Genomic DNA, 20,469 nt, shown 5'->3' with positions numbered 1-20,469 from the left:
TCGGAGATCAGAATAACGTGCAGACGTGCGTCGCACGCTCACGAAGGGGACGGGTGCAGTGTCCTATCGAGGGTTGCGATCGTGGCGACGGTCGCCGCGCGGGTAATAGAACCGGTGCGTCGCAGACGTCAGGACGAACGCCCGGTTCACGGTGGAGCAGATGACAACGCCGCGGCGCGGGACCGCGCACGTCACGTTGGCCGATGTGATGCGTTGGCCGGGTGTGAGGACCGGCGCGCGGAAGCCTGCGCGGGATCCGAATCGGTAACTCGTTCCCCTGGGTATCCAATGCGGGCCCTGCATGTCCCCGGTGATCGCGACGCCGACAGTGCGCGGAGGTGCGCTCTTCGTGCGGCCGGAGCAGGCGACGTTGCCGGGGGTCGGCCCGATCTGGCAGAGCCGCCGGGCCGCGATGAAGAACGTTCGTCCACCGTCGGTGTACGCGTACGACGTGAATCGCGCGGGGTTCACGGGTGAGTACTGGCCGAGCGGCAGCTTGGTCCGCAGGGGAGCGGCGTCGGCAGGCGCCACGGCGACGAGCGCCGACGCCAATGCGATCAAGGCGACGACGGCGGTGGTCAGGCGGGTGAAACGAGAACGGTCTGCTCGCATCTGTTCATTCCACCACGCGTTCCACCGCCGTCGGGCGATTTGAGCGGAGCTCTCAGTGAGCGCGGGAATCAGACGAGCGCTGCGGCGCCGGTCCGTCGGTCGAGGGCGTCGCGTGCGTCGTTGAACTCAGCGGCGAGACGGTCGACGGTCTGGGCCACGGTGCCGCGGGAAGCGACGGACGAGATGCCCTGGCCGCAGCCCCACACGTCACGCCACGCCTTGATGTCGCCGAGGCCGCCCTCGAGCGGATCGGGGCCGGACGTCGGCTTCGGCAGGTTGTCGGCGTCGAGGCCGTGAGCCTCGATGCTGCCGCGCAGGTAATTGCCGTGCACACCGGTGAACGTGCTGCTGTAGACGATGTCGTCGGCCCGCGAGTCGACGACCATGTTCTTGTAGTCCTCGACGACGTTGGCCTCATCGGTCGCGAGGAACGCCGAGCCGACGTAGGCGAAGTCGGCGCCCGCCGCGAGCGCGGCGAGGATCGAGCGACCGTGGGCGATCGCTCCCGACAGCAGCAGCGGGCCGTCGAACCACTCGCGGATCTCCTGGATCAGTGGGAACGGCGACAGGGTGCCCGCGTGGCCGCCGGCGCCTGCCGCGACGGCGATGAGGCCGTCGGCGCCGCGCTCGATCGCCTTGTGCGCGAACGTGTTGTTGATGATGTCGTGGAGCACGATGCCGCCGTAGGAGTGGACGGCCTCGTTCACATCGGGGCGAGCGCCGAGCGACGTGATCACGATCGGAACCTTGTGCTCGACGATGGTGGCGAGGTCCTCGTCGAGGCGCGCGTTGGACCTGTGCACGATCTGGTTCACGGCGAACGGCGCCACGACGGCGTCGGGGTTGGCGGCCGCGTAGGCGGCGTTCGACTCGGTGATCTCGTCGAGCCAGTCTCCGAGTTGCGACGCCGGGCGGGCGTTCAGTGCGGGGAATGAGCCGATCACGCCGGCCTGGCACTGGGCGGCGACGAGTTTTGGTCCCGACGCGATGAACATCGGCGACGCGACGACGGGCACGGTGAGCGGAGTCTGGAGGATCTCGGGAAGCGACATGTCCCGAACGATACAGTCAGAGGTGACTGTTTGAAAAGGGTGCAGAATGATTCACGTGGAACGAAAGCAGCAGGACCGGGCGGCGCAGACGCGCGACACGATTCTCGAGGCTGCGGCGAAGGTCCTCTTCGAGGAGGGCTACTCGGCGGCGACCACGCTGCACATCCAGCAGGTCGCGGGAGTGTCGCGCGGTAGGCTTCTCCACCACTTCCCGTCGCGAGAAGTGCTGCTCACGGCGGCGGTCCATCACCTCGCGGACGTCCGGATCGCCGAGTTGACGGCCGGTGTCGCGATCCCCGACGACCTGCGCGAACGGATCCGATTCGCGGTGGCGGCGATGTGGGAGATCACCGGGCAGTCGTGCTTCTGGGCGACGATGGAGCTCTGGATGGGAGCGCGTACCGCGAACCCGGAGCTTCGTGAGGCGCTGTCGGACGTCGAGCGCCGGATGCTCGGGGTGCTCCGGGCCCGCGCCGACGAATTGTTCGGTCCGCAGGTCACGGCCGCACCCGATTACCTCCGCACGCGCGAAGTGATGATCACGTCGATGCGCGGCGCCCGGCTGGCGTACACGTTCCATCCGCGTGATCCGGAGACTGAACCCGCTCTCGCCAATTGGGAGGCGATGTTCGAAGCAATTCTTCCCCTGGTGGGGTCCCGAATGGAGGCGGCGGAATGACGATCGAAGAACGGCTCGACGCGCTCGAGGGACGACTTCGGTCGGCCGAGGACCGGCTGGCGATCATGGACCTCGTCCACTCGTACGGGGCCGCGGTCGACACCGGATCGGCGCAGGTCACGGCGGACATCTTCACCTCTGACGGCATCTACGACGTCGACACCGGGCTCCTCGCAGGGCGGGAGGAGATCGCGGCGATGGTCGAGGGCGACCCCCATCAGGGACTGATCGCGCATGGCTGCGGACATCTCATGACGGCCCCGCAGATCACACTCGACGGCGACCGGGCGACGGTTCGCAGTTACTCGCAACTCATCGTCCGACGGGCGTCGACCGACGGCTTCGCCGTCGCGCGTCTCACCGCCAATCAGTGGGAGCTGATCCGCACCGATGACGGGTGGCGAGTGGAACGGCGCATCGCGCGGATGGTCGACGGATCTGACGAGCCGCGGGATCTCCTGCGGCCTCAGTGATCGCGCGCGGGGGAAAGCAGGCCGGATATGGCTGTGCGCAACTCGTCGGGAGTCGGGTTCGGCAGGCTGTCGTGGCCGTGGATGTAACCGATGCCCGCGTAGACGAGCAGGCCCGCGATCAGTCGGGCGCGGATCTCGCCGAGGTCGAGTTCGATCATCGCGGAGTAGATCACGTCGAACACGTCACGATCGATCTGCTGCACTGTTGCGGCGATCCGCGGATTGGTGCGGGCCCAGTCGCGGATCGCCGTCTCGACGGTGAGGTTGCGATCGGACATCAGCATGGTCGCGAGGGTCACGACGCGCTCGTTCGCCGGGAGTGACGCGAGGGCGTTGAGCTCGGTGGGGCGTGAATTGTGCGTCTCGTGCCAGCGCTGCGCCATCGCCTCCCAGAGCGCGTCGATGTCGTCGAAGTGCCAGTAGAAGCTGCCTTTGGTGACCTCGAGGACGGCGCACAGCCGGTTGATCTTGACGCTGGCCACACCCTCGGTCGTGATGAGGCCGAGCGCGGCGTCCACCCAGTCGGTGGCCGCGAGGCGAGTGGTTCGACGAGGCACCGACCCAGGTTAGCGCACCTACGCACGAACCATACCTCGTGGTATGGTCAGCGTCGTGAACACCGTCACACCCTCCGCGTTCCCTTATCGGCAGGCGATGGCCCGCCCGGCAGTCCGCCGTGTGCGCAGACTCGCGAAAGGGTTGACCGGCAAAGACGTCTTCCCGACCACGGAACAGATCGAGGCGTTCTGCGGCGACATGCACAGCTCCGACCCCGTCGCCGAGCGGTTCGTCGACGAGGTGTTCCTCGGGGCGATAGGGCGGACCGAGGGTCGGGCCATGTTGACGCAAGCGCTCGATCACGGGATCGGCAGCATCGACGATCCGCCGCAGGCGATGGTCGATCTGTTCGCCGAGTTCGAAGACGTCCCCGACTGGGTGGACCCTGAGCTCGTCGAGGCCGGCGCCCGCACCTGGCGGCGATGGGGGACGTTCCTGTTCAGCGTCGCAGGCGGGGAGACCCTCGAGATGTACACCGAGGCCGCCGTGGCGACACCGCTCTCGTTGGCGGGCGGGTACGCGGGCGACAACGCCCTGCGCCGATTCCTGGAGACCGCCAAGTTCTGGATCGACGTCTCCGAACCGGGAGCGCTGCTCACCCCGGGAAGCCAGGGGCGGGCGACGGCGATGCTCGTCCGCGTGATGCACGTGTTCGTCCGTCGCCGCGTCGCCGAGCACCCGGAATGGGACTCGACGCGCTGGGGCTACCCGATCAGCCAGGCGTACCAACTCCTGACGCTCGCGGGCGGAAGCGTGGTCCCCGCGATGGCCTTGTGGATGGTCGGAGTGCAGACCACGCGCGCGGAGATCAACGAACTGATCCACTTCCAGCGCTACATGGGGCATCTCTTGGGGGTCCGGAACATGTGGTATCCGGAGACCATCGCCGACACGTTGCGACTGCTTGCGCTGGTGACCGTGTCGCGCAGCCACGACTCCGGCGACCACGGCGTGGAACTGATCGAATCGTTCCCCGCCGCGTTCGCCCCGCGCGACGGCCACACCGGACTCACACGACTGCGTGAGCGCTACAACGGCACGATGTACGCCGCGTACTCACGCCTGTTCATGATGCCGCCGACCTATGCGAGATACCGGATGCCGAACGCGTGGCCCGGTCTGCTGTGGATCGCGGTGCGCCTGCCCGCGGTGATGCTGATCGAGACACTCCGCCGGATCCCTTCGATCGGCAGACTGCACGAGCGGTGGATGATCTCGCACCGCGAGAACTGGTATCGCGCGCAGATGGCGGGTCGAGACGCCGAGTTCGACGCATCCGGCGCACTGCGTCGTTGAAGGGAGAAGGCATGCCGACCGACGTCGTCGAAGCGTGGAACGGGCCGGGCCGCAAGGACGGTGAGCTGACCGCAGTGCTGCCTCGGCACAACGCATTCCACGCGCGGGCCGAGCGCAGTGCGTTCGAGCACTGGTACTTCGACGCGCACCTCGACAACGGATACACCGTCGTCGGTTTCCTGGTGAAGCGTCGACCCGAGGATCCACCGTTCGCCCGGCCGTGGGTGGAGATCATCGTCTACCGGCCCGACGGGACGAGACGTCAGATCGCACAACGCTATCCGTCGAAGGCCGCGCACTTCTCGACCGAGGAGATGGACGTGCGGATCGGTCAGAACTCGGCGCGCGTGATCCCCGGCGAGGGCGGTCTCCCGCGCTACCGGGTGATCTTCGACGAAGACGACGTCCGACTCGACCTCGAGTTCGTCAACGAGCTGCCGCCGTGGATGCCGGGTCGCGGGGAGACGCTCTTCGGCGACGGCGGGGTCTTCGGCTGGTGCGTGGGCGCCCCGCGTGCGACTGTCGTCGGCCGGATGAGGGTCGGCGACGAGTCGTGGGACGTGGTCGGCACCGGGTACGCGGACCACAACTGGGGTGTCGGCGCAATGCCGAAGGTCATCGAACAGTGGCATTGGGGCAGGCTCTACACCGCGGAGTATTCGCTGCTCTACGCCGTCGTCGCGACGCAGGAGAAGTACGGCAAGCTCCAGATCGCGCCGGTGATGCTCGCCAAAGGCGACTCGATCGTCCTCAGCACCGGTGAGGCGGTCCTGTCCGAAGGGCCGAACGCGTACGACCCCGTCGCGCGTCGTGAATACCCCACCAGCATCACGCTGGAGAGCCCCGGCGAGTTCTCCTTGACTCTCGACGTTCGGCGCGTCCTGCACGCTCAGGCGCTGCTCGACGACGTCCCCGTCATCGGGAGTGCATTGCTCCGCCCGGTGACGGACCGCCTGATCGGCCGTCCCGGCTACTTTCGTTTCGAGTCCGATTTCACCCTCGCGGTGACCCGGGACGACGGGAGCGTGGAGACGGTGTCGGGGACGACCCTCCATGAGCTCGTCGGCCTGATCTGACATCGTCCTTCGAACGTATGAATGGGCTTGTGGGGGAGGGCGACCGCGCAGACCTCAACCTCTCGTGGAGTCCTGCCCGGGCGTGGCGCAACGTAACACGCCGATGATCGGCGATCTGCTGCCTGGGGATACTTGAATGCCTTGTTGACCTGGGCTTTGGCGCAGAACCTTCGTCGAATTCCCCACGCTGTACACAGGAGATTGCACATGCCGTCCAGAGGTTTCCACGGTTGTGCACACGGCATCAACAGTGTTGTCCACAGGGGGCATTTGATGCGGTTCGGTGCCTGGCCCTAACCTCTGGGAAGGTTTCAGTTCGCCCAGTGGCAACTGGTAGGACTCCGGGGGCGGCCGCGCCGGGGCGACATAGAGCGACGAGTGGGGGAGACGCGCGTGGCAGAACCGGAGGATCAGGGTCCCGAGCCGGAAGAGCCAGGTGCCCCTCCACGGGAGGATTACGGGCGTCAGCCTCCGCAGGATCTGCAGGCCGAGCAGTCCGTGCTCGGCGGAATGCTGCTGTCGAAGGACGCCGTCGCCGACGTCCTCGAGCGAATCCGCCCCGGCGACTTCTACAAGCCCGCGCACCAGGCCGTCTACGACGCGATCCTCGAGCTGTACGGGCGCGGTGAGCCAGCCGACGCCGTCACCGTCAGCGCCGAGCTGGAGCGACGCGGGGATCTCCGCAAAGTCGGTGGCGCGCCGTACCTGCACACTCTGATCTCAACGGTCCCGACCGCCGCCAACGCCGGCTACTACGCCGAGATCGTCGGCGAGAAGGCGATCCTGCGTCGACTCGTCGAAGCAGGCACGCGCATCGTGCAGTACGGCTACGCGGGCGACGGCGGCCAGGACGTGGCCGAGGTGGTCGACCGGGCACAGGCCGAGGTGTACGAGGTCACCGAGCGGCGGACGGCCGAGGACTACGTCGTCCTCGAAGAACTGCTGCAGCCGACCCTCGACGAGCTCGACTCGATCGCGTCGCGCGGCGGATTGTCGCTCGGTGTGCCGACCGGTTTCGCCGATCTCGACAAGCTGACCAACGGCCTGCACCCGGGACAGATGATCATCGTCGCCGCACGTCCCGGCGTCGGAAAGGCGCTTGCCCTCGACACGCCGCTTCCCACGCCCGGCGGGTGGACGACGATGGGCAAGGTCGCCGTCGGCGACCGGCTCCTCGGAGCCGACGGACGTCCCACGCGTGTGGTGGCTGCGACCGAGGTGATGACCCAGCGCCCGTGTTTTGAGATCGAGTTCGATGACGGCGGTTCGCTCGTCGCCGATCAGGAGCATCAGTGGGTGGCCGACATCGACGGTCGGCGAGAGGTCCTCACCACAGATGCGCTGCAGTCGTACGCCGGGCGCGCGACGGTCCCGAACGCGGAGCCGCTCGAATTGCCGCGTCGCCCGTTCGCCTACGGCCCGTACACGGTCGGCGCCCTTGCAGGCATGGCGTACGACGATCCCGAGATCACCATGCGGATCGAGGACGAAGGGCCTGTCGACGTGATGACGTTGATGGCCGACCTCGGTGGCCGCATCCCTCGCGAGTACCTGCGCGGATCGGTCACGCAGCGTCGTGCCCTGTTGGCGGGCATCCTCGACTCCCGTGCGCGCGTCGACGACGACGGCTGGATCACCGTTCCCGCCGCGACCAACCACATGTCGGGCATCGTCGGCGATCTCGCCGCAGGCCTGGGCTACACGTTCCGTCGAGCGAGCAGCGGCTGGGTGCGCCTCGCCGCGTCCGACGACGTCTTCACCGTCCACGACAAGATGCAGCGCCACAAGGAACTGCGGACCCGCGTGCGGTCGCGGCTCGTCGTCGCGGTCCGGCCGGTGCCGAGTGTGCCGGTGCGCTGCGTCCAGGTCGACAACCGCAGCCACCTGTATCTCGCGGGTGAGGCGATGGTCCCCACCCACAACTCGACTCTCGCGATGGACTGGCTGCGGTCGGCGTCGATCCACAACGGCCTGACCAGCGCGATGTTCTCGTTGGAGATGAGCAAGACCGAGATCGTCATGCGACTGCTCTCGGCCGAAGCCAAGGTGAAGCTCGGCGACATGCGTTCGGGCAACATGTCCGACGACGACTGGAGCCGTCTCGCCCGCCGCATGGGCGAGATCACGGAGGCGCCGCTGTTCATCGACGACTCGCCGAACCTCACGATGATGGAGATCCGAGCCAAGGCTCGGCGGCTCAAGCAGCGTCACGATCTGCGCCTCGTCGTCATCGACTACATGCAGCTGATGACGTCGGGCAAGAAGGTCGAGTCGCGTCAGCAAGAGGTCTCGGAGTTCTCTCGTTCGATCAAGCTCCTCGCCAAGGAGCTCGAAGTCCCGGTGGTCGCGATCTCGCAGCTGAACCGTGGTCCGGAACAGCGAACCGACAAGCGCCCGCAGGTGTCCGACCTGCGTGAGTCGGGATCGCTGGAGCAGGACGCCGACATGGTCATCCTGCTGCACCGCCCCGACTCGATTGAGCGCGACGATCCTCGTGCAGGCGAGGCCGACATCATCGTCGGCAAGCACCGAAACGGCCCGACGGCGACGATCACCGTCGCCCACCAGCTGCATCTATCGAAGTTCGTGGACATGGCTCGGGGCTGAGTGACTGTCCTCTTCGCGTCAGGAGTGGTGGCTCGACGGCAGTGGGACAGCGCGAAGCTACATGTAGTTACATAGATCCTTGTAACTTACATCAGCGTGTATGTAAGTTCGTGTCATGATTGACTCCCCTGAAGGTCTGCACGATCTGATCGAGGATCTCCGTCACCAGCAGGGAGACACCACCGACTGCGAGGTGAAGCGGGGTCGCGGAGGCGTCCCCACCCTGGGCGAGACGTTGTCCGCCTTCGCGAACATGCCTGACGGTGGAACGATTGTCGTCGGTCTCGACGAGGCTCGGAACTTCGAGCCGACCGGTATCGCGGACGTTTCCGAAATGAAGCAAGGGATCGCGAATCAGGCGCGGACTGCGGTCGAGCCGCCGGTTGACGTGCGATTCACGGACTACAGAGTGTCCGGCCAGAATGTCGTCGTCTGCGAAGTGGCAGGACTTCCGCTGCCTGCGCGGCCCTGCCGCTATCAGGGACGCGCGTATCTCCGGTACGCGGACGGTGACTACGCGATGTCGGACGTCGAGTTGCAGATGCTCCAGGATCGCCAGCGGCAGGCCGCTCTAGACACGACTATGTGGGTGCGCGACGACGTTCGTCATGTTCCCGATTCTGGTATCGACGATCTCGACTCGGTCTATGTGGACACGCTGCTGCGAAACGCGCGGAACGCGTCGCCATTCCATCGCGACAAGAGCGACGAGGTCCTTCTGCGGAATCTAGGAGTGGTGGCGAAGAACGGGCTTCTGACGGTCGCGGGGGCATATGTTCTCGCCGAGTACCCTCAGCGTTTCCTGCCGTCGTGGTCCGCAACTGCGGCGGTTCAGCTGCCCACTGGAGCGGGCTCGCGGAACCGCGACTTGCAGCACTTCGAGGGACCACTGCCGGTGATGTTCGCAGAGATCAGAGACTGGGTGGGACGGAACATGCACACCACGATCGGCTATCGGTCCGACGGTGATGCGGTAGACGAATCCGAACTGCCTTCCGTGACGGTCCGTGAACTGATCGGCAATGCGCTCGTTCACCGCGATTTGAGTCCGCACTCGCACGGCAAGAGAGTCGAGGTTCGTCTGACCGGAGACCGGCTCACGGTGTCGAATCCGGGAGGCCTCCGTGGAATCACCACAGCTCAACTAGGGCACCTCGGCGGCAAGCATGCGGTCAATGAAACTGTCTACGCGCTGTGTCAGAAGTTGACGCTTCCCGATGGCGGACGAGTGATCGAAGGCGAGGGTGGAGGTATTCGCGAGGCGCGAGAGCGAATGCGAGCCGCAGGCCTCAAACCGCTGAAATTCCATGACTCCGGGGTGTCTTTCACCGCCGTCGTGTCGCGTCGGCGTCTCCTTTCGGATCGTGATCTGAGCTGGTTGACCACGGCGGCGGCCGGGCACAGGCTCACCGAAGAACAACGAGTCATCCTCGCATCGATGCACCACGGCCAAGAGTGGACGAATCGCATGGTGCGGCGCGAGTTCGATCAGATCGACTCGCGAGAGGCGACGTCGCTTCTGCAGGATCTCGTCAGCAGAGGTCTCGCTGTTGTCGCAGGCGAACGTGGCGGTGCACGATATCGACTCTCCGGCACGCTGGATCTCTCCCCGGACGATGTCCTCGACGTCGCTGTCGTCTCCGATCAGAGTGCAGCCGCGGCACAACCAGAGTCGAGTCAGCAGAGTGCTGTACCGAACGGCGACGAGGTGGTCGCTCTACTCAGTGGCTCTGCTGCCGGTCTCACGGTGGCCGAACTGATTGCTGCGAGCACCTTGACAGAGCGGCAAGTGCGTTACGCGCTCAGTCAACTCAGTGCCGTCGGTGCTGTCTCCGGGCGCGGACATCGGCCGGTGAGGTGGACCGTCGCCTCGCGCTGATATCTATCTATCGAAGATCGCGGATATGGCTCGGGCTGAGGGGCTTGGTCATGAGGCGCGTTTGAGCTGACCCCTGCGGCCGATGCGTTGCAACACCAGCAGGACTACGACTCCGGCGGCGACGATCCCGATCAGATTCACGCTGAGCTGACCGAAAGAGCTCAGCGCGACGTTCCACTTACCGGCGAACATCGCGACGACCGCCAGGCCTGCGGCGGGAACCGTCGTCACTGAGATGAACACTCCGACCAGCACGGTGGAGGTGCTGGTGACGAGAGCCAACATTCCCGCCGCTCCCGCCAGCAGTGCTACTACCAGCGAGAACGGCCCGACCTCGTAGATGAAGTCGAATGCGCGTGCGTTCTCGACATCGCCTGTGCCGATCCACCCGAGGTGTATCCATAGCAGGGTGGCCAGTGCAGTGACCACCATCGCTACGGGGAACGAGATGGCCAACGTCCGTGCGGCGCTCCGCATGAGCTCGGAGTCTCGTCGGACGATGCCGACCGCCAGCGCTGCCAACGGCCGGAACTCGGGCCCAACGACCATCGCGCCGACAAGGGTGAGCTGAGAGGCTGTTGCCATGCCGACCGCTGACAACAGGAACGCAATCGTCAAGAAGACCATGAAAACGGGCGTCAGTCGGGCGCCTGCGCGCATGTGGGCGAGCAGCTGATCCCACACCACCGCTTCGTCCGAGCGCGTGCGCGATGCGCGGTCAGCTCGGTCCGCGGCGTCAGAGAGAACGGTGCCGGTGGGCTCGATAGTGATGCTGCCCGTTCTTGCGATGTCCAACTCCGTCAACGCACTCAGGACGTCGTTGGCGCAGCCGCGCGTCACATCTGCCTCGATGACGTCACCGGCCGGATCGACCGAGACGCCGACGGCCAGCGTCACGTGTGTGGCGCCGCGTTCCTCGGTGAGTATGCGCAGAACGTGCGATGAGCGGTCACTCGGAGAGGTGACGCGCAGGTGCAACATCGTACGTTCTCCTCCGGTCAGGCGGCGGCGCGACCAGAAGGACAACTCCATCGCCCGACAATCGTAGCGAGGTCCGGTATCCGGAGGTGGCCGGAGTCGTAGCCGGCGGTCGAGCAGGCGGGCAGCGTCTGATCGACGAGGACGGCGCTCGGGCTGCACTAGGCAGGCTGTCCGAACTGCAGTAGCGTCCTCGAGCCGAACCGACCGAACCTGCGCAGCGCTACAGTGTGACGGTGGAAAAAGCGTGGCTGCGTCCGAGCGTGCGCATCTCGGCGCTCATCCGGTCTGTGGCCGAGCGCATGCTCGCCGCGGCCGACACGGCCGCGGAAGAGGTGTCGGCGGCGGCGCACGAATCCGCGGACTACCGTGCCCTGCTCGACGATCCGCAACTGCTGGACGCAGACCGGCGGATGAACCGGACAAACATGCTGCACTGGCTGTCCGCGAACATCCAGGATCCGGGAATGCGGGTTTCTCCAAGCATGGATCCGGAGATATTGCAGTTCGCCCGAGACGTGGTGCGCCGTGGGCTTGATCTGCACGACCTGGGTTCCTGGCGCGGCGCTCAGCACGGGGCGTGGGCGATGTGGGTCGACGGCTGTTTCGCCGCCACAACCGACATCGACGAGCTGCGGGAACTGATGAAGGTGTCCGAGCGCTCGATGTCGACGTTCATAGACGACTCGATCGCTGCGCTCGACGAGTTCGTGGAGCAGGACCGGGCCGACCTCGCCAAGGGGGCCAACGCGGAACGGCACGCCACCGTACAGCTGCTGCTCGAAGGCGCGCCGATCGGTCGTGCCCGGGCGGAATCGCGTCTCGGCTACGCCCTGACGGGGCATCACGTGGCCACGATCATCTGGAGCGATTCAGCGGAGGAGGCGGCGGGTCTCGACACCGCGGCGGAGGCGGTGATGCGGATGTGCGGGGCCGGACGCAGGCTCACACTCAACGCGAGCAGCTCCGCCCTGTGGGTGTGGGTGCCTGCACACGTGGTCCCACCCGCCGAGGTCGCTGAAGAGATCGTCGCCGACACTCCGGGCATCCACCTCGCTTTCGGTCGGCCGGGCCAAGACCTCGAAGGTTTTCGCCGCAGCCACCTCGACGCGGCGTCCGCGCAGCGCATGCTGGCCCGATTGGGTTCGAATCGGACCGTCGTGCGCTACGAGGACGTCGCCCTGGTCTCGGTGCTCACAGCCGACATGGCGCAGGCAGATCAGTTCGTTGCCGACACACTGGGCGACCTGGCTACGGCCGACCCCGCGCTACGCGAGACCGTGCTCACCTACGTCCAAGAGCGGTTCAACGGCTCCGCAGCCGCCGAGCGCCTGTTCACGCACAGGAACACTGTCGAGCGGAGGCTGGCACGGGCCGACCAACTCCTGCCCGCGCCGCTCGCGGAGAACGCCGCGAGCGTCGTCGCCGCGCTGATGCTGGTGCAACTGCGCGCCTGACACTCGCGGCGTCCCACTGGGCCTACATCGGCAGATCGGGTGAGTCCACACCGACCACCCGGTCGCCGCAGAACACCCGGATCGATTCGGCCGGGCCGTGCCCACCGATGCCGGACGGCCCCCAGAAGCTCTGCGCGGAGTCGTCGCCGAGGTCGGCGACCTTCGCGCCGTTGACGCGAACCTCGCCGGACTTGACCCGTGCGCCGACGGCGATCGCGTGATCGGTGTCGGTGCCGAAGACGTACGCGTCCAGTCCTGACGGGTGCGCGTTCGCCGCCTGCAGCGCTTCCTCCTCGGAGCCCACGCCGTGCAGCGAGACGACCGGCCCGAACAGCTCCGCCGTCGTGCGGTAGGGGTCGGACCCGGTGGCGACGGTGGGAGACAGGAAGAAGCCGGCCAGGTCTGGCAGCTCGCCCGGCTGGTCGACCTCGGCTCCGAGTGCGCGCAGGCCGTCGATCCGCTGCCGGAGGGTACGGTAGTGCGGCTCGTTGGAGATGGGGCCGATGTCGGTGGCCTCGTCCAGCGAGTGCCCGATCCGCAGCTTCGCGATGCGTTCGCCCAGCGTCTCGCGGAGCGGCTGCACGAGGTGCTGCGGCGCGAGCACTTTGCCCGGGCCCTCGCACCATTGTCCGTTGAGGTTCGTCATGCCCGTGAGGATCCCGTCGGCGGTCACGTCGAGGTCGGCGTCGTCGAGCACGATCACGGGGTTGTTTCCGCCCAACTCCAGCTGCAGAACCTTGAAGTCCTCCGCGGCCGCCCGGGCGATCGCCCGGCCCGCGCCCGGGCCGCCTGTGAACGAGACCACCTGGACACGGCGGTCGCCCGTCAGTGCGGCGCCGATGTCGCCGGTGCCGTGCACGAGCTGAAGGGCACCTTCGGGCAGGCCGGCGTCGACGAAGCACTCGGCGATCACCTGCGCGCTGGCGGGCGCGTGCTCAGACGGCTTGAGAATGACGGGGCAGCCCGCGGCGATCGCGCTGGCCGCTTTCGCAGCCGGGATGAAGCTCGGCCCGTTCCACGGGGTGAGGATCGCCGCGGGGCCCCACGGGATCCGGTGCAACCGGACGTCGCGGCCGCCCGCGGAGAGTGCGGTGACGCGGGCGATGTTCCTCGCCTCGGCGGCCGCGCCACGCAGGCGGTGGGGGAGGAACGCCGCGAGCTTGCGGGTGGCGCCGATCGCCGTGCCACTGGTGAGGGCGTCGACCCTCGCGATCTCCTCGAGCCGCTGCTCGACGTTCGTCGCTGCCCGCTCCAGCGCCTCGGCGCGCTCGATCCGTACGTCGTCGGCGGTGAAATCCGTCGCGTCGTAGACGCGCTGCGCGAGGTCCAGCGCCCGGTCCAGACCGGCGTGGGTGGTGGTCACCGTGCGGTGTACGGGCTCACCGGTGTTCGGGTCGACGTTCCACGTGTCGAGCGTCTCGCATTCGACCCACTCCCCGGCGATGTAGCTGCGGGGCTGGGCGAGGGTGGTGGTGGATTCAGCGGTCACTGGGTCACCTCGGTCTCGGAACTGGTGGGCATGGCGACGACGATCCGCGTGACATCGCCCGATTTCATGGCCTCGAAGCCCTCGTTGATCGCCTCGAACGGGATGACGTCCGTGACCATCTCGTCGAGCAGGAGTCGGCCCCGCTGGTAGAGGCGGGCGAACTGCCCGATGTCCTCACGCGCCTGGCCGGAGCCCATGTATGAGCCGATCAGCCGCTTCTCGCTGAAGAAGAAGTCGGAGGCGGGGACGGGCACGTCGGTGCCGTCGGGTGCGATGCCCACCAGGCACGCGGTGCCGGTGGCCCGCACGATCGCGAGCGCGGTCGCGGCGGTGCGCGCCGACCCGACTGCCTCGAAGGCGTAGTCCACGCCGTCGCCGAGAAGTTCGGTGATCTCGGCCCGCACGTCGCCCGCACCGTTGATGGTGTGCGTGGCGCCGTACTCGTGCGCGGCCTTGAGCCGGGCGTCGTCGAGGTCGATGCCGACGATCGCGGACGCGCCGGCCAGCCGCGCGCCCTGGATGATGGCCGAACCGACTCCGCCGCAACCGATCACCGCGACGGTGGAACCCGGGCGCACCTGCGCCCCGCGGAACACCGCGCCGACGCCGGTCACGATGCAGCAGGACAGCAGGCAGCCGACGCGGGTGGGCACGTCGTCGGGCAGCTTCACGGCGGCGTTCGCGCGGAGAAGGATGTGCTCGGAGAACGCGCCCACGTCGCCGAGGCGGGCCACGGGCGTCCCATCGGGAAGCGAGTACGCGGGCCGCGGCCTGCGCCGGATCTCCGTCTGCCGCTGACACTGGGTGGACCGGCCGGCGTTGCAGTTCGCGCACTGCCCGCACGACGGGGTCAGCGCGCTGGTCACGCGGTCGCCCGGCTTCAGGTCGGTGACGGCGGAGCCGACCGACTCGACGACGCCCGCGACCTCGTGCCCGACGACGACCGGGATCTCGGATTCGACGGTGCCGGTCATGTAGTGCAGGTCGCTGTGGCACAGCCCCACGTGCGTGACGGCGACGCGGACCTCGTGCGGCTCTGGATCATCGACGTGGATATCGGTCAACAGCAGGGGTCGGCCCACCTCGGTGAGCACGGCGGCGCGGGTGGTGATCATCGGTTCGCTCCGTTCACGGTGGCGGGTGTGCGTGCGTTCCAGAAGCCCTGGACGCCGGCGGTGAACGCGCCGCTGTTCCAGGACTCGTCGGCCGCCGCGTCCTCGCGCTCGAAGGCGCTCTCGATCTCCTCGATCGACGGCCGCAGCAGCTCGAGGTGCAGGGCGGTGTTGTTGACGCCCTCGGGGGTCCACGCGTGCACGGTGTCGACGGCGCGGTCCAGCAGTGCTTCCGGTTCGACGATTTCGTCGAGCAGGCCGATCTCCAGTGCCTCGTCGGCGCCGATCCGCTCGGAGGCCAGGACCATCCGCATCGCGTGGCTGCGGACGATACGAGGCAGCAGGATGCTGGACGCGTTGGAGACCGTGAGGCCGCGTCCGTTCTCCGGCTGGTAGTACTCCGTCTGCGGCGTGCCGAACCTGGCGTCGCAGCACAGGGTGATCTCCGACGCGCCGCCCACGGCGATGCCGTTGATCGCCGCGATCACGGGGACCCGGGTCTCGATCACGGCGCGGGTCACGTCGTGGAAGCTCTCGAAGCTCTCCCGCATCTCTTCGAAGGATGTGGGTGCGGCCGCGAGGTCCTCACCCGCGCTGAACGCGCGTCCGGTCCCGGTGAGCACGATGCCCCGTGCCTTGTCGCCGGCTCCGTACTCGCGGATCAGCGCGGACAGGCGCCTGCGCATCGGCGCAGTGAGCGCGTTGAGCTTCTCGGGGCGGCGCAGCGTGATGACGGCGACCTCCCTAGTCACCTCGACGAGCACGTTCTCGGTCGCCTGGTCGGTGTTCTCCACCTGGTTCTCCTTGTTCGACGGTACCGGCGCGCGCAGGTCGTGCACGGTGCCGGGGGCCTGCGCGGCGCGGGCTTTGAGTACTGGTTTGGACACCCGCTCGGACGGGGTGCGCGGGAAGTCCGCGACGAACTCGACGTAGCGCGGAACCTTGAAGCGGGCGAGGCCCTCGGCGACGCGGGCGACGATCGCCTCGGCGGTCGACCGATCCTCGGCGACACTCGCGGCGACCTGAACGAAGGCTTTGACCTCCTCGCCGAGCACGTCGTCGGGTTCGGCGACCACGGCGGTCGCGACCACGGCGTCGTCGCGCTCGAGCGCCGCCTCCACCTCCGCGGCCGCCACGTTCTCCCCGCCTCGCCGCACCATGTCCTTGAGGCGACCCACGAGGCGAATCCCGCCGCGCTCGTCCTTGACTGCAAGGTCACCGGTGTGCAGGTGGCCGTCACGCAGAGTTCGTGCGGTCTCCTCGGGGCGGTTCCAGTAGCCGAGCATCATCGGCACGCCGGCCACGGTCAGCTCGCCCGGTGTCCCGGCCGGGACCTCGGCGCCGTCGGTGTCGACGATCCGGACCTGCTTGGTGGGCACGGGATGTCCGAGAGTCCCGCTGCCGACGGCGGCGGTGTCCGGGAACGGGCTGAACAGGTCTATGCCGCTCTCCGTCATGCCGTAGACCTCTCGCCAGGGCGCGCCCCAGCGCTCCTCCAGCGCGGCGTGCAGCGCCACGGGGATCGCGGAGCAGAACACGCCCCGGAGCCGGTTGTCGCGGTCCTCCGGGCCGGGTGGCTGCTTGAACAGCAACGTCGGCATCGAGCCGAGCACGTAGCAGAACGTCGCTCCGTGGCGGCGCACGTCACGCATGAAGCCGGACGCCGAGAACTTCGGCAGCACCACCAGCGGCGCGCCGGTCGTCAACGCCATCACGGTGTTCCACTGGGGGTCCATGTACGAGAACGGTTGCGCCGTCAGCAGCACGTCGTCGGGACCGAGGCCTGCCGCTCCGGCGCACGTCCAGCCGATCCGAGTCCAGTAGTCGTGCGTCAGCATGCACGCCTTCGGAAAGCCGGTGGTGCCCGAGGTGTACTGGAGGTTCGCGAGGGTGTCCGGGCGGATGTCCACGGTGGGTGCGGTGGACGGGTGCTCGGCGCCGCTGCTCTCCGCGATGTCGACGGCGGCGACGCCGATCAAGGCGGAACTGCTCGCGATCACCTCGTGTACCAGCGGGAGGTGATCCGCGTCGGTCACGATCACACGGGTGCCGGAGTCCTCCAGCACGAAGCGCAGGTCTGCCGCGCGGTAGGCGGAGTTGACGGGCACCGCGACCGCGCCGGCTTTGAGCACCGCGAACCAGGTGAGCGGCCAGCCCGTGACGTTCGGCAACATGATCGCGACCCGGTCGCCGGGGGCGATGCCGTGAACTGCGATCAGCATGTGCGCGAGCCTCGACGACGCCGCGTCGACATGCTCATACGTCCACGATTCGCCACCGAATCGCAGCAGTTCCGCGCCCGGCATGCGAGCCGCGCCGTCGGTCAGAAGACCGGTGACGGTGCCGATCTGCGGCTCGTCCGCGAGGCGACTCGAGTCGACGGCGATCCGCCGCCCGGTCTCTTCGATGTCAAGTGTGGTCACTGTCGGAGCTCCTGTCGGCTCTTCGATTCGTCGACGATCCAGCTCATCGCCGGGTCGTCGCTGTTCATCCACTCGGGGTGCCACTGCACCCCGAGGATCGGCGCACCGGGCGCCTCCACCGCTTCGACGACTCCGTCGGAGGTGCGGCCCGTGACGATCAGACCGGTGCCGCAGCGGTCGACAGCCTGGTGGTGCCACGAGTTCGTCGTCATGCTGGACCCGAACACGCGCGCGGCGGTCGAGCCTGGTTCGAACCGCACCACGTGGACGGCGTCGCCGTCGGTCGGTGCGGACTGCGGGGACAGGTGCGGGATCGGCCCGGGTGGCAGGTCCGAGATCAGCGTCCCGCCGAGTGCGGTGTTGAGCACCTGCAGTCCCCGGCACACGCCGAGCAGTGGGATGCCGCGATCGACGGCTGCGCGGGTGAGGGCGAACTCGTACTCGTCGCGTTCCGGGTCGTGCGCATTGGTGTCGGTGCGCGGGTCCACGTCCCGGACGACGGAGGTGTCGCCTCCCCAGCGGTCGGGGTGCACGTCCTGCCCGCCGGTGATCACCACGCCCGACAGCCATGCGCAGGCGTCGTCGGGGTCGGCATCGTAGGGCAGGTGCACCGGCAGGCCGCCGGCCTGCGCGATGCGGGTTGCGAACGCGGACATGAACGAGTCCATGCACGCCTTGCCGTATCGGGGGTCAGATCCCGCGATCAGGCCCAGTTCGAATCGTCGGCCGGTGATCCCGATGAGTGGGCGGCGGCTCATGAGAACTCGAAGTAGCGTCGGGACTCCCACTCGGAGAGTTCGGCGTACGGGTCGCCGCCGGTGGTGTGGAACTGCATCCACTCCCAGCGGCGCGAAGCGGTCCAGAAGTCGACGAACTCGTCGCCGAGGTACTCGCGGAGGATCTCGTCGCCGTCGAACGCGTCGATCGCCTTGGCCATCGAGTCTGGGATTCGCGCGACACCGCAGTCGTCGGGCAGGCACCAGGCCATGTCATCGACCTGCGGTGGGGGTGCCAACTCCTTTTCGATCCCCGCGACGACGCCGGCGAGGACGCCGGCGAGCGCGTAGTAGGGGTTGACGTCCGAGCCGGGCACTCGGTACTCGAGCCGAGAGTACTTCGGGTGGCCGGCGATCGCCCGCAGCGCCGCGGTCTTGTTGTTCACGCCCCAGCTGATGGTGGTGGGCGGGCCCGAGACGTCGACGAGACGGCGGTACGAGGTGATCTGGGGCAGTGCCAGCAGGGTGTTTCCCGCCATGGTCGCCATCAGGCCGCCGACGGCCCGCAGCATCGTCTCGGACGGTCCGTCGGGCGAGTAGAACTGGTTGACGCCGTCCCGCTGCAGAGAGATGTTCAGGTGCGCCCCCTGCCCGAAGCCCGCCGTCGGCTTGGCCATGAAAGTCACCGACCGGCCGTGCTCGCAGGCGATCTCACGCATGACCTGCTTGGTACGCACCCACGAATCGGCGAGGGTGAGCGGATCGGTGGGTGCGATGTTGAGCTCGGTCTGGCCGGGCGCGGCCTCGTCGGTCCACGCCTCCCAGACGATGCCGAGCTCGTCGAGCCGGTCGGTCACGGCGTCCATGTAGTCGATCCAGTCCGAGGATCGGGCGAGGTTGTAGGTGGCTCCGGTCTCGCCGCCGAGGGCCGTGAGGTCGCGATAGCCGCGGGCGCGGGCCTCCTGGATGGACTCCTCGAACAGGGTGCTCTCGATCTCCACCGCGACGGTGGCGGTGTAGCCGAGCTCCGCGAGGCGGTCGATCTGCCGCCGCATGAGGTTGCGCGGGCAGATCGGATTGGGGCTGCCGTCCCGGAGCCAGAAGTCGCCGATCACCGACTGCACGCCCGGCTTCCACTCGACCAGGGTGTTCATGTCGGGCTGCAGCGAGATGTCGTAGAGGTTGCCTCGCCACTCGGGGTAGGGATCGCCGAAGACGATGTCGGTGCCCAAGTCGATGGCGAAGAGGACGTCGGCGAAGGCGAAACCGGACGTGCGGCCGGAGTCGAACTTCGCCGGGGTGACGTTCTTGCCCATGAAGCTGCCGTCGTGATTGGTTGCCTCGACGCGGTAGGCCTTGACCGGCGAGCCAGTGGGGGTGACAGCGGTGAGATCAGACATCGTAGCGGGCCTTCCAAGATGCGGCGGTCATGGTCGAGAGCTGGGCCATGCTCCCTTGGACGCGTAGGCCGCGTTCGAGAGCGGTGAAGAGGAAATCGGTGCCGGTGAACACGCCGGCGAGCGCGTCGGGGGTGCCGACGATGCGGTAGGCCGAGGGGCCCGATCCGAAGCGGGCCTCCTCGCGGCCGTCCGGACCCGTCGCCACAGCGAGCAGCACGTCCGGTATTCCGTGGATTCCGCGGGTGATGCCCCAGAACCGGGCGGCCGCCTCACGCCATTCGGGCAGCGGGACCTGCAGGGCCCGGAGCATCGCGTCCGCGAGCTCGGGGTCACCGTCGGATCCCTTTCGCGCCAGGCGGTTGTCGAGGTCGACGACCACCGTCGCGTCGGTCGGGGCGAACACGCCGCCCGTGACGGTGACGGCACCATCGGCGAAGGCGACGGTGGCGGCCTGCGGGGTGTTGTGCGAGCGGACGGCGACGGTGCCCGCGGCGCGCCCGAGGACGTCGGGGGCGTGGCCCAGCCGGTCCGCGTCGCGGAGCGTACGGCCGATCAGCCGGACGATCGGCGTGGCATCGTCGTCGATGACGACCCGGGCGTCGTCCGTGACCGGGGTCGGACGGGTGGTGGTTTGCATGGCGTGTCCTAATCGGGTAGTGGGG

The 20,469-nt window shown here is 67.8% G+C and carries 17 protein-coding genes; 7 read left to right on the top strand and 10 right to left on the bottom strand.

The features are described from left to right. Window positions 1-63: 63 nt before the first annotated feature. Window positions 64-612: a hypothetical protein gene (locus WFK36_RS12500; protein WP_336792056.1), complete on the bottom strand. Its 549-nt coding sequence runs from the start codon at window positions 610-612 to the stop codon at window positions 64-66. A 68-nt stretch (window positions 613-680) separates the two neighbouring features. After that, window positions 681-1,664, bottom strand: coding sequence for an NAD(P)H-dependent flavin oxidoreductase (locus tag WFK36_RS12495; protein ID WP_008379322.1), 984 nt, complete (start codon window positions 1,662-1,664; stop codon window positions 681-683). 46 nt (window positions 1,665-1,710) lie between these two features. Here WFK36_RS12495 and WFK36_RS12490 point away from each other — a divergent pair, with 46 nt between their 5' ends. Next, window positions 1,711-2,343, top strand: a complete 633-nt coding sequence (locus tag WFK36_RS12490) for a TetR/AcrR family transcriptional regulator (RefSeq protein ID WP_336792054.1) — start codon at window positions 1,711-1,713, stop codon at window positions 2,341-2,343. Then, on the top strand, window positions 2,340-2,816 hold the full coding sequence (locus WFK36_RS12485) for a nuclear transport factor 2 family protein (RefSeq protein ID WP_336792052.1): 477 nt from the start codon (window positions 2,340-2,342) through the stop codon (window positions 2,814-2,816). Before WFK36_RS12490 ends, WFK36_RS12485 begins: the two co-directional genes overlap by 4 nt. Here the strand turns inward: WFK36_RS12485 and WFK36_RS12480 are convergent. Continuing rightward, window positions 2,810-3,373 (bottom strand): TetR/AcrR family transcriptional regulator, encoded by a 564-nt coding sequence (locus tag WFK36_RS12480; RefSeq protein ID WP_336792050.1) that lies wholly within the window; start codon window positions 3,371-3,373, stop codon window positions 2,810-2,812. The two genes, WFK36_RS12485 and WFK36_RS12480, sit on opposite strands and share 7 nt — an antisense overlap. A 43-nt stretch (window positions 3,374-3,416) precedes the next feature. Between WFK36_RS12480 and WFK36_RS12475 the strand changes: the two genes are divergently transcribed. The 4 genes from WFK36_RS12475 to WFK36_RS12460 all read left to right on the top strand — a co-directional run bounded on the left by WFK36_RS12475 (window position 3,417) and on the right by WFK36_RS12460 (window position 10,232). Continuing rightward, window positions 3,417-4,670, top strand: a complete 1,254-nt coding sequence (locus tag WFK36_RS12475; protein ID WP_336792048.1) for an oxygenase MpaB family protein — start codon at window positions 3,417-3,419, stop codon at window positions 4,668-4,670. A gap of 11 nt (window positions 4,671-4,681) precedes the next feature. Beyond that, window positions 4,682-5,746 (top strand): lipocalin-like domain-containing protein, encoded by a 1,065-nt coding sequence (locus WFK36_RS12470; protein ID WP_336792046.1) that lies wholly within the window; start codon window positions 4,682-4,684, stop codon window positions 5,744-5,746. Between the two features lie 393 nt (window positions 5,747-6,139). Next, window positions 6,140-8,353, top strand: coding sequence for a replicative DNA helicase (gene dnaB, locus WFK36_RS12465; RefSeq protein WP_336792044.1), 2,214 nt, complete (start codon window positions 6,140-6,142; stop codon window positions 8,351-8,353). A 115-nt stretch (window positions 8,354-8,468) separates the two neighbouring features. Beyond that, entirely contained in the window at window positions 8,469-10,232 is a 1,764-nt protein-coding gene (locus WFK36_RS12460; RefSeq protein WP_336792042.1) for an ATP-binding protein, read from the top strand. A gap of 48 nt (window positions 10,233-10,280) precedes the next feature. Here WFK36_RS12460 and WFK36_RS12455 read toward each other — a convergent pair whose 3' ends face one another. Beyond that, entirely contained in the window at window positions 10,281-11,213 is a 933-nt protein-coding gene (locus WFK36_RS12455; RefSeq protein WP_336792040.1) for a DUF389 domain-containing protein, read from the bottom strand. Between the two features lie 233 nt (window positions 11,214-11,446). Between WFK36_RS12455 and WFK36_RS12450 the strand changes: the two genes are divergently transcribed. Next, entirely contained in the window at window positions 11,447-12,667 is a 1,221-nt protein-coding gene (locus tag WFK36_RS12450) for a PucR family transcriptional regulator (protein WP_336792039.1), read from the top strand. A gap of 22 nt (window positions 12,668-12,689) precedes the next feature. Here WFK36_RS12450 and WFK36_RS12445 read toward each other — a convergent pair whose 3' ends face one another. The 6 genes from WFK36_RS12445 to WFK36_RS12420 are packed head-to-tail and all read right to left on the bottom strand — an operon-like array spanning window position 12,690 to window position 20,444. Beyond that, complete coding sequence (locus WFK36_RS12445; RefSeq protein ID WP_336792038.1) at window positions 12,690-14,156, bottom strand: aldehyde dehydrogenase family protein; 1,467 nt, start codon at window positions 14,154-14,156, stop codon at window positions 12,690-12,692. Then, complete coding sequence (locus WFK36_RS12440) at window positions 14,153-15,271, bottom strand: Zn-dependent alcohol dehydrogenase (protein ID WP_336792037.1); 1,119 nt, start codon at window positions 15,269-15,271, stop codon at window positions 14,153-14,155. Before WFK36_RS12440 ends, WFK36_RS12445 begins: the two co-directional genes overlap by 4 nt. Continuing rightward, window positions 15,268-17,691: an AMP-binding protein gene (locus WFK36_RS12435; protein ID WP_419717487.1), complete on the bottom strand. Its 2,424-nt coding sequence runs from the start codon at window positions 17,689-17,691 to the stop codon at window positions 15,268-15,270. The genes WFK36_RS12440 and WFK36_RS12435 overlap by 4 nt, the downstream gene beginning before the upstream one ends. After that, window positions 17,688-18,449 carry a gamma-glutamyl-gamma-aminobutyrate hydrolase family protein gene (locus tag WFK36_RS12430; RefSeq protein ID WP_336792035.1) on the bottom strand — a complete coding sequence of 254 codons (762 nt, stop codon included), beginning with the start codon at window positions 18,447-18,449 and terminating at the stop codon, window positions 17,688-17,690. Before WFK36_RS12430 ends, WFK36_RS12435 begins: the two co-directional genes overlap by 4 nt. Further along, the gene (locus tag WFK36_RS12425) at window positions 18,446-19,807 is read right to left on the bottom strand and encodes a glutamine synthetase family protein (RefSeq protein WP_336792034.1); all 1,362 of its coding nucleotides are present in this window, start codon (window positions 19,805-19,807) and stop codon (window positions 18,446-18,448) included. Before WFK36_RS12425 ends, WFK36_RS12430 begins: the two co-directional genes overlap by 4 nt. After that, on the bottom strand, window positions 19,800-20,444 hold the full coding sequence (locus tag WFK36_RS12420; RefSeq protein WP_336792033.1) for a hypothetical protein: 645 nt from the start codon (window positions 20,442-20,444) through the stop codon (window positions 19,800-19,802). Before WFK36_RS12420 ends, WFK36_RS12425 begins: the two co-directional genes overlap by 8 nt. Window positions 20,445-20,469 lie beyond the last annotated feature (25 nt).

This window comes from Gordonia malaquae, assembly GCF_037148075.1.
Classification (GTDB): domain Bacteria; phylum Actinomycetota; class Actinomycetes; order Mycobacteriales; family Mycobacteriaceae; genus Gordonia; species Gordonia malaquae.
Note: the sequence above shows the minus strand (reverse complement) of the source record. Positions and strands in the feature narration are given on the sequence as shown.

Bases quoted from the DNA above. Each gene is read 5' to 3' on its own strand.
- WFK36_RS12495 (WP_008379322.1), bottom strand. From the start codon at position 1,664: ATGTCGCTTCCCGAGATCCTCCAGACTCCGCTCACCGTGCCCGTCGTC.
- WFK36_RS12440 (WP_336792037.1), bottom strand. From the start codon at position 15,271: ATGATCACCACCCGCGCCGCCGTGCTCACCGAGGTGGGCCGACCCCTG.
- WFK36_RS12470 (WP_336792046.1), top strand. From the start codon at position 4,682: ATGCCGACCGACGTCGTCGAAGCGTGGAACGGGCCGGGCCGCAAGGAC.
- WFK36_RS12475 (WP_336792048.1), top strand. From the start codon at position 3,417: ATGGTCAGCGTCGTGAACACCGTCACACCCTCCGCGTTCCCTTATCGG.
- WFK36_RS12430 (WP_336792035.1), bottom strand. From the start codon at position 18,449: ATGAGCCGCCGCCCACTCATCGGGATCACCGGCCGACGATTCGAACTG.
- WFK36_RS12485 (WP_336792052.1), top strand. From the start codon at position 2,340: ATGACGATCGAAGAACGGCTCGACGCGCTCGAGGGACGACTTCGGTCG.
- WFK36_RS12490 (WP_336792054.1), top strand. From the start codon at position 1,711: ATGATTCACGTGGAACGAAAGCAGCAGGACCGGGCGGCGCAGACGCGC.
- WFK36_RS12500 (WP_336792056.1), bottom strand. From the start codon at position 612: ATGCGAGCAGACCGTTCTCGTTTCACCCGCCTGACCACCGCCGTCGTC.
- WFK36_RS12425 (WP_336792034.1), bottom strand. From the start codon at position 19,807: ATGTCTGATCTCACCGCTGTCACCCCCACTGGCTCGCCGGTCAAGGCC.
- WFK36_RS12455 (WP_336792040.1), bottom strand. From the start codon at position 11,213: ATGTTGCACCTGCGCGTCACCTCTCCGAGTGACCGCTCATCGCACGTT.
- WFK36_RS12460 (WP_336792042.1), top strand. From the start codon at position 8,469: ATGATTGACTCCCCTGAAGGTCTGCACGATCTGATCGAGGATCTCCGT.
- WFK36_RS12420 (WP_336792033.1), bottom strand. From the start codon at position 20,444: ATGCAAACCACCACCCGTCCGACCCCGGTCACGGACGACGCCCGGGTC.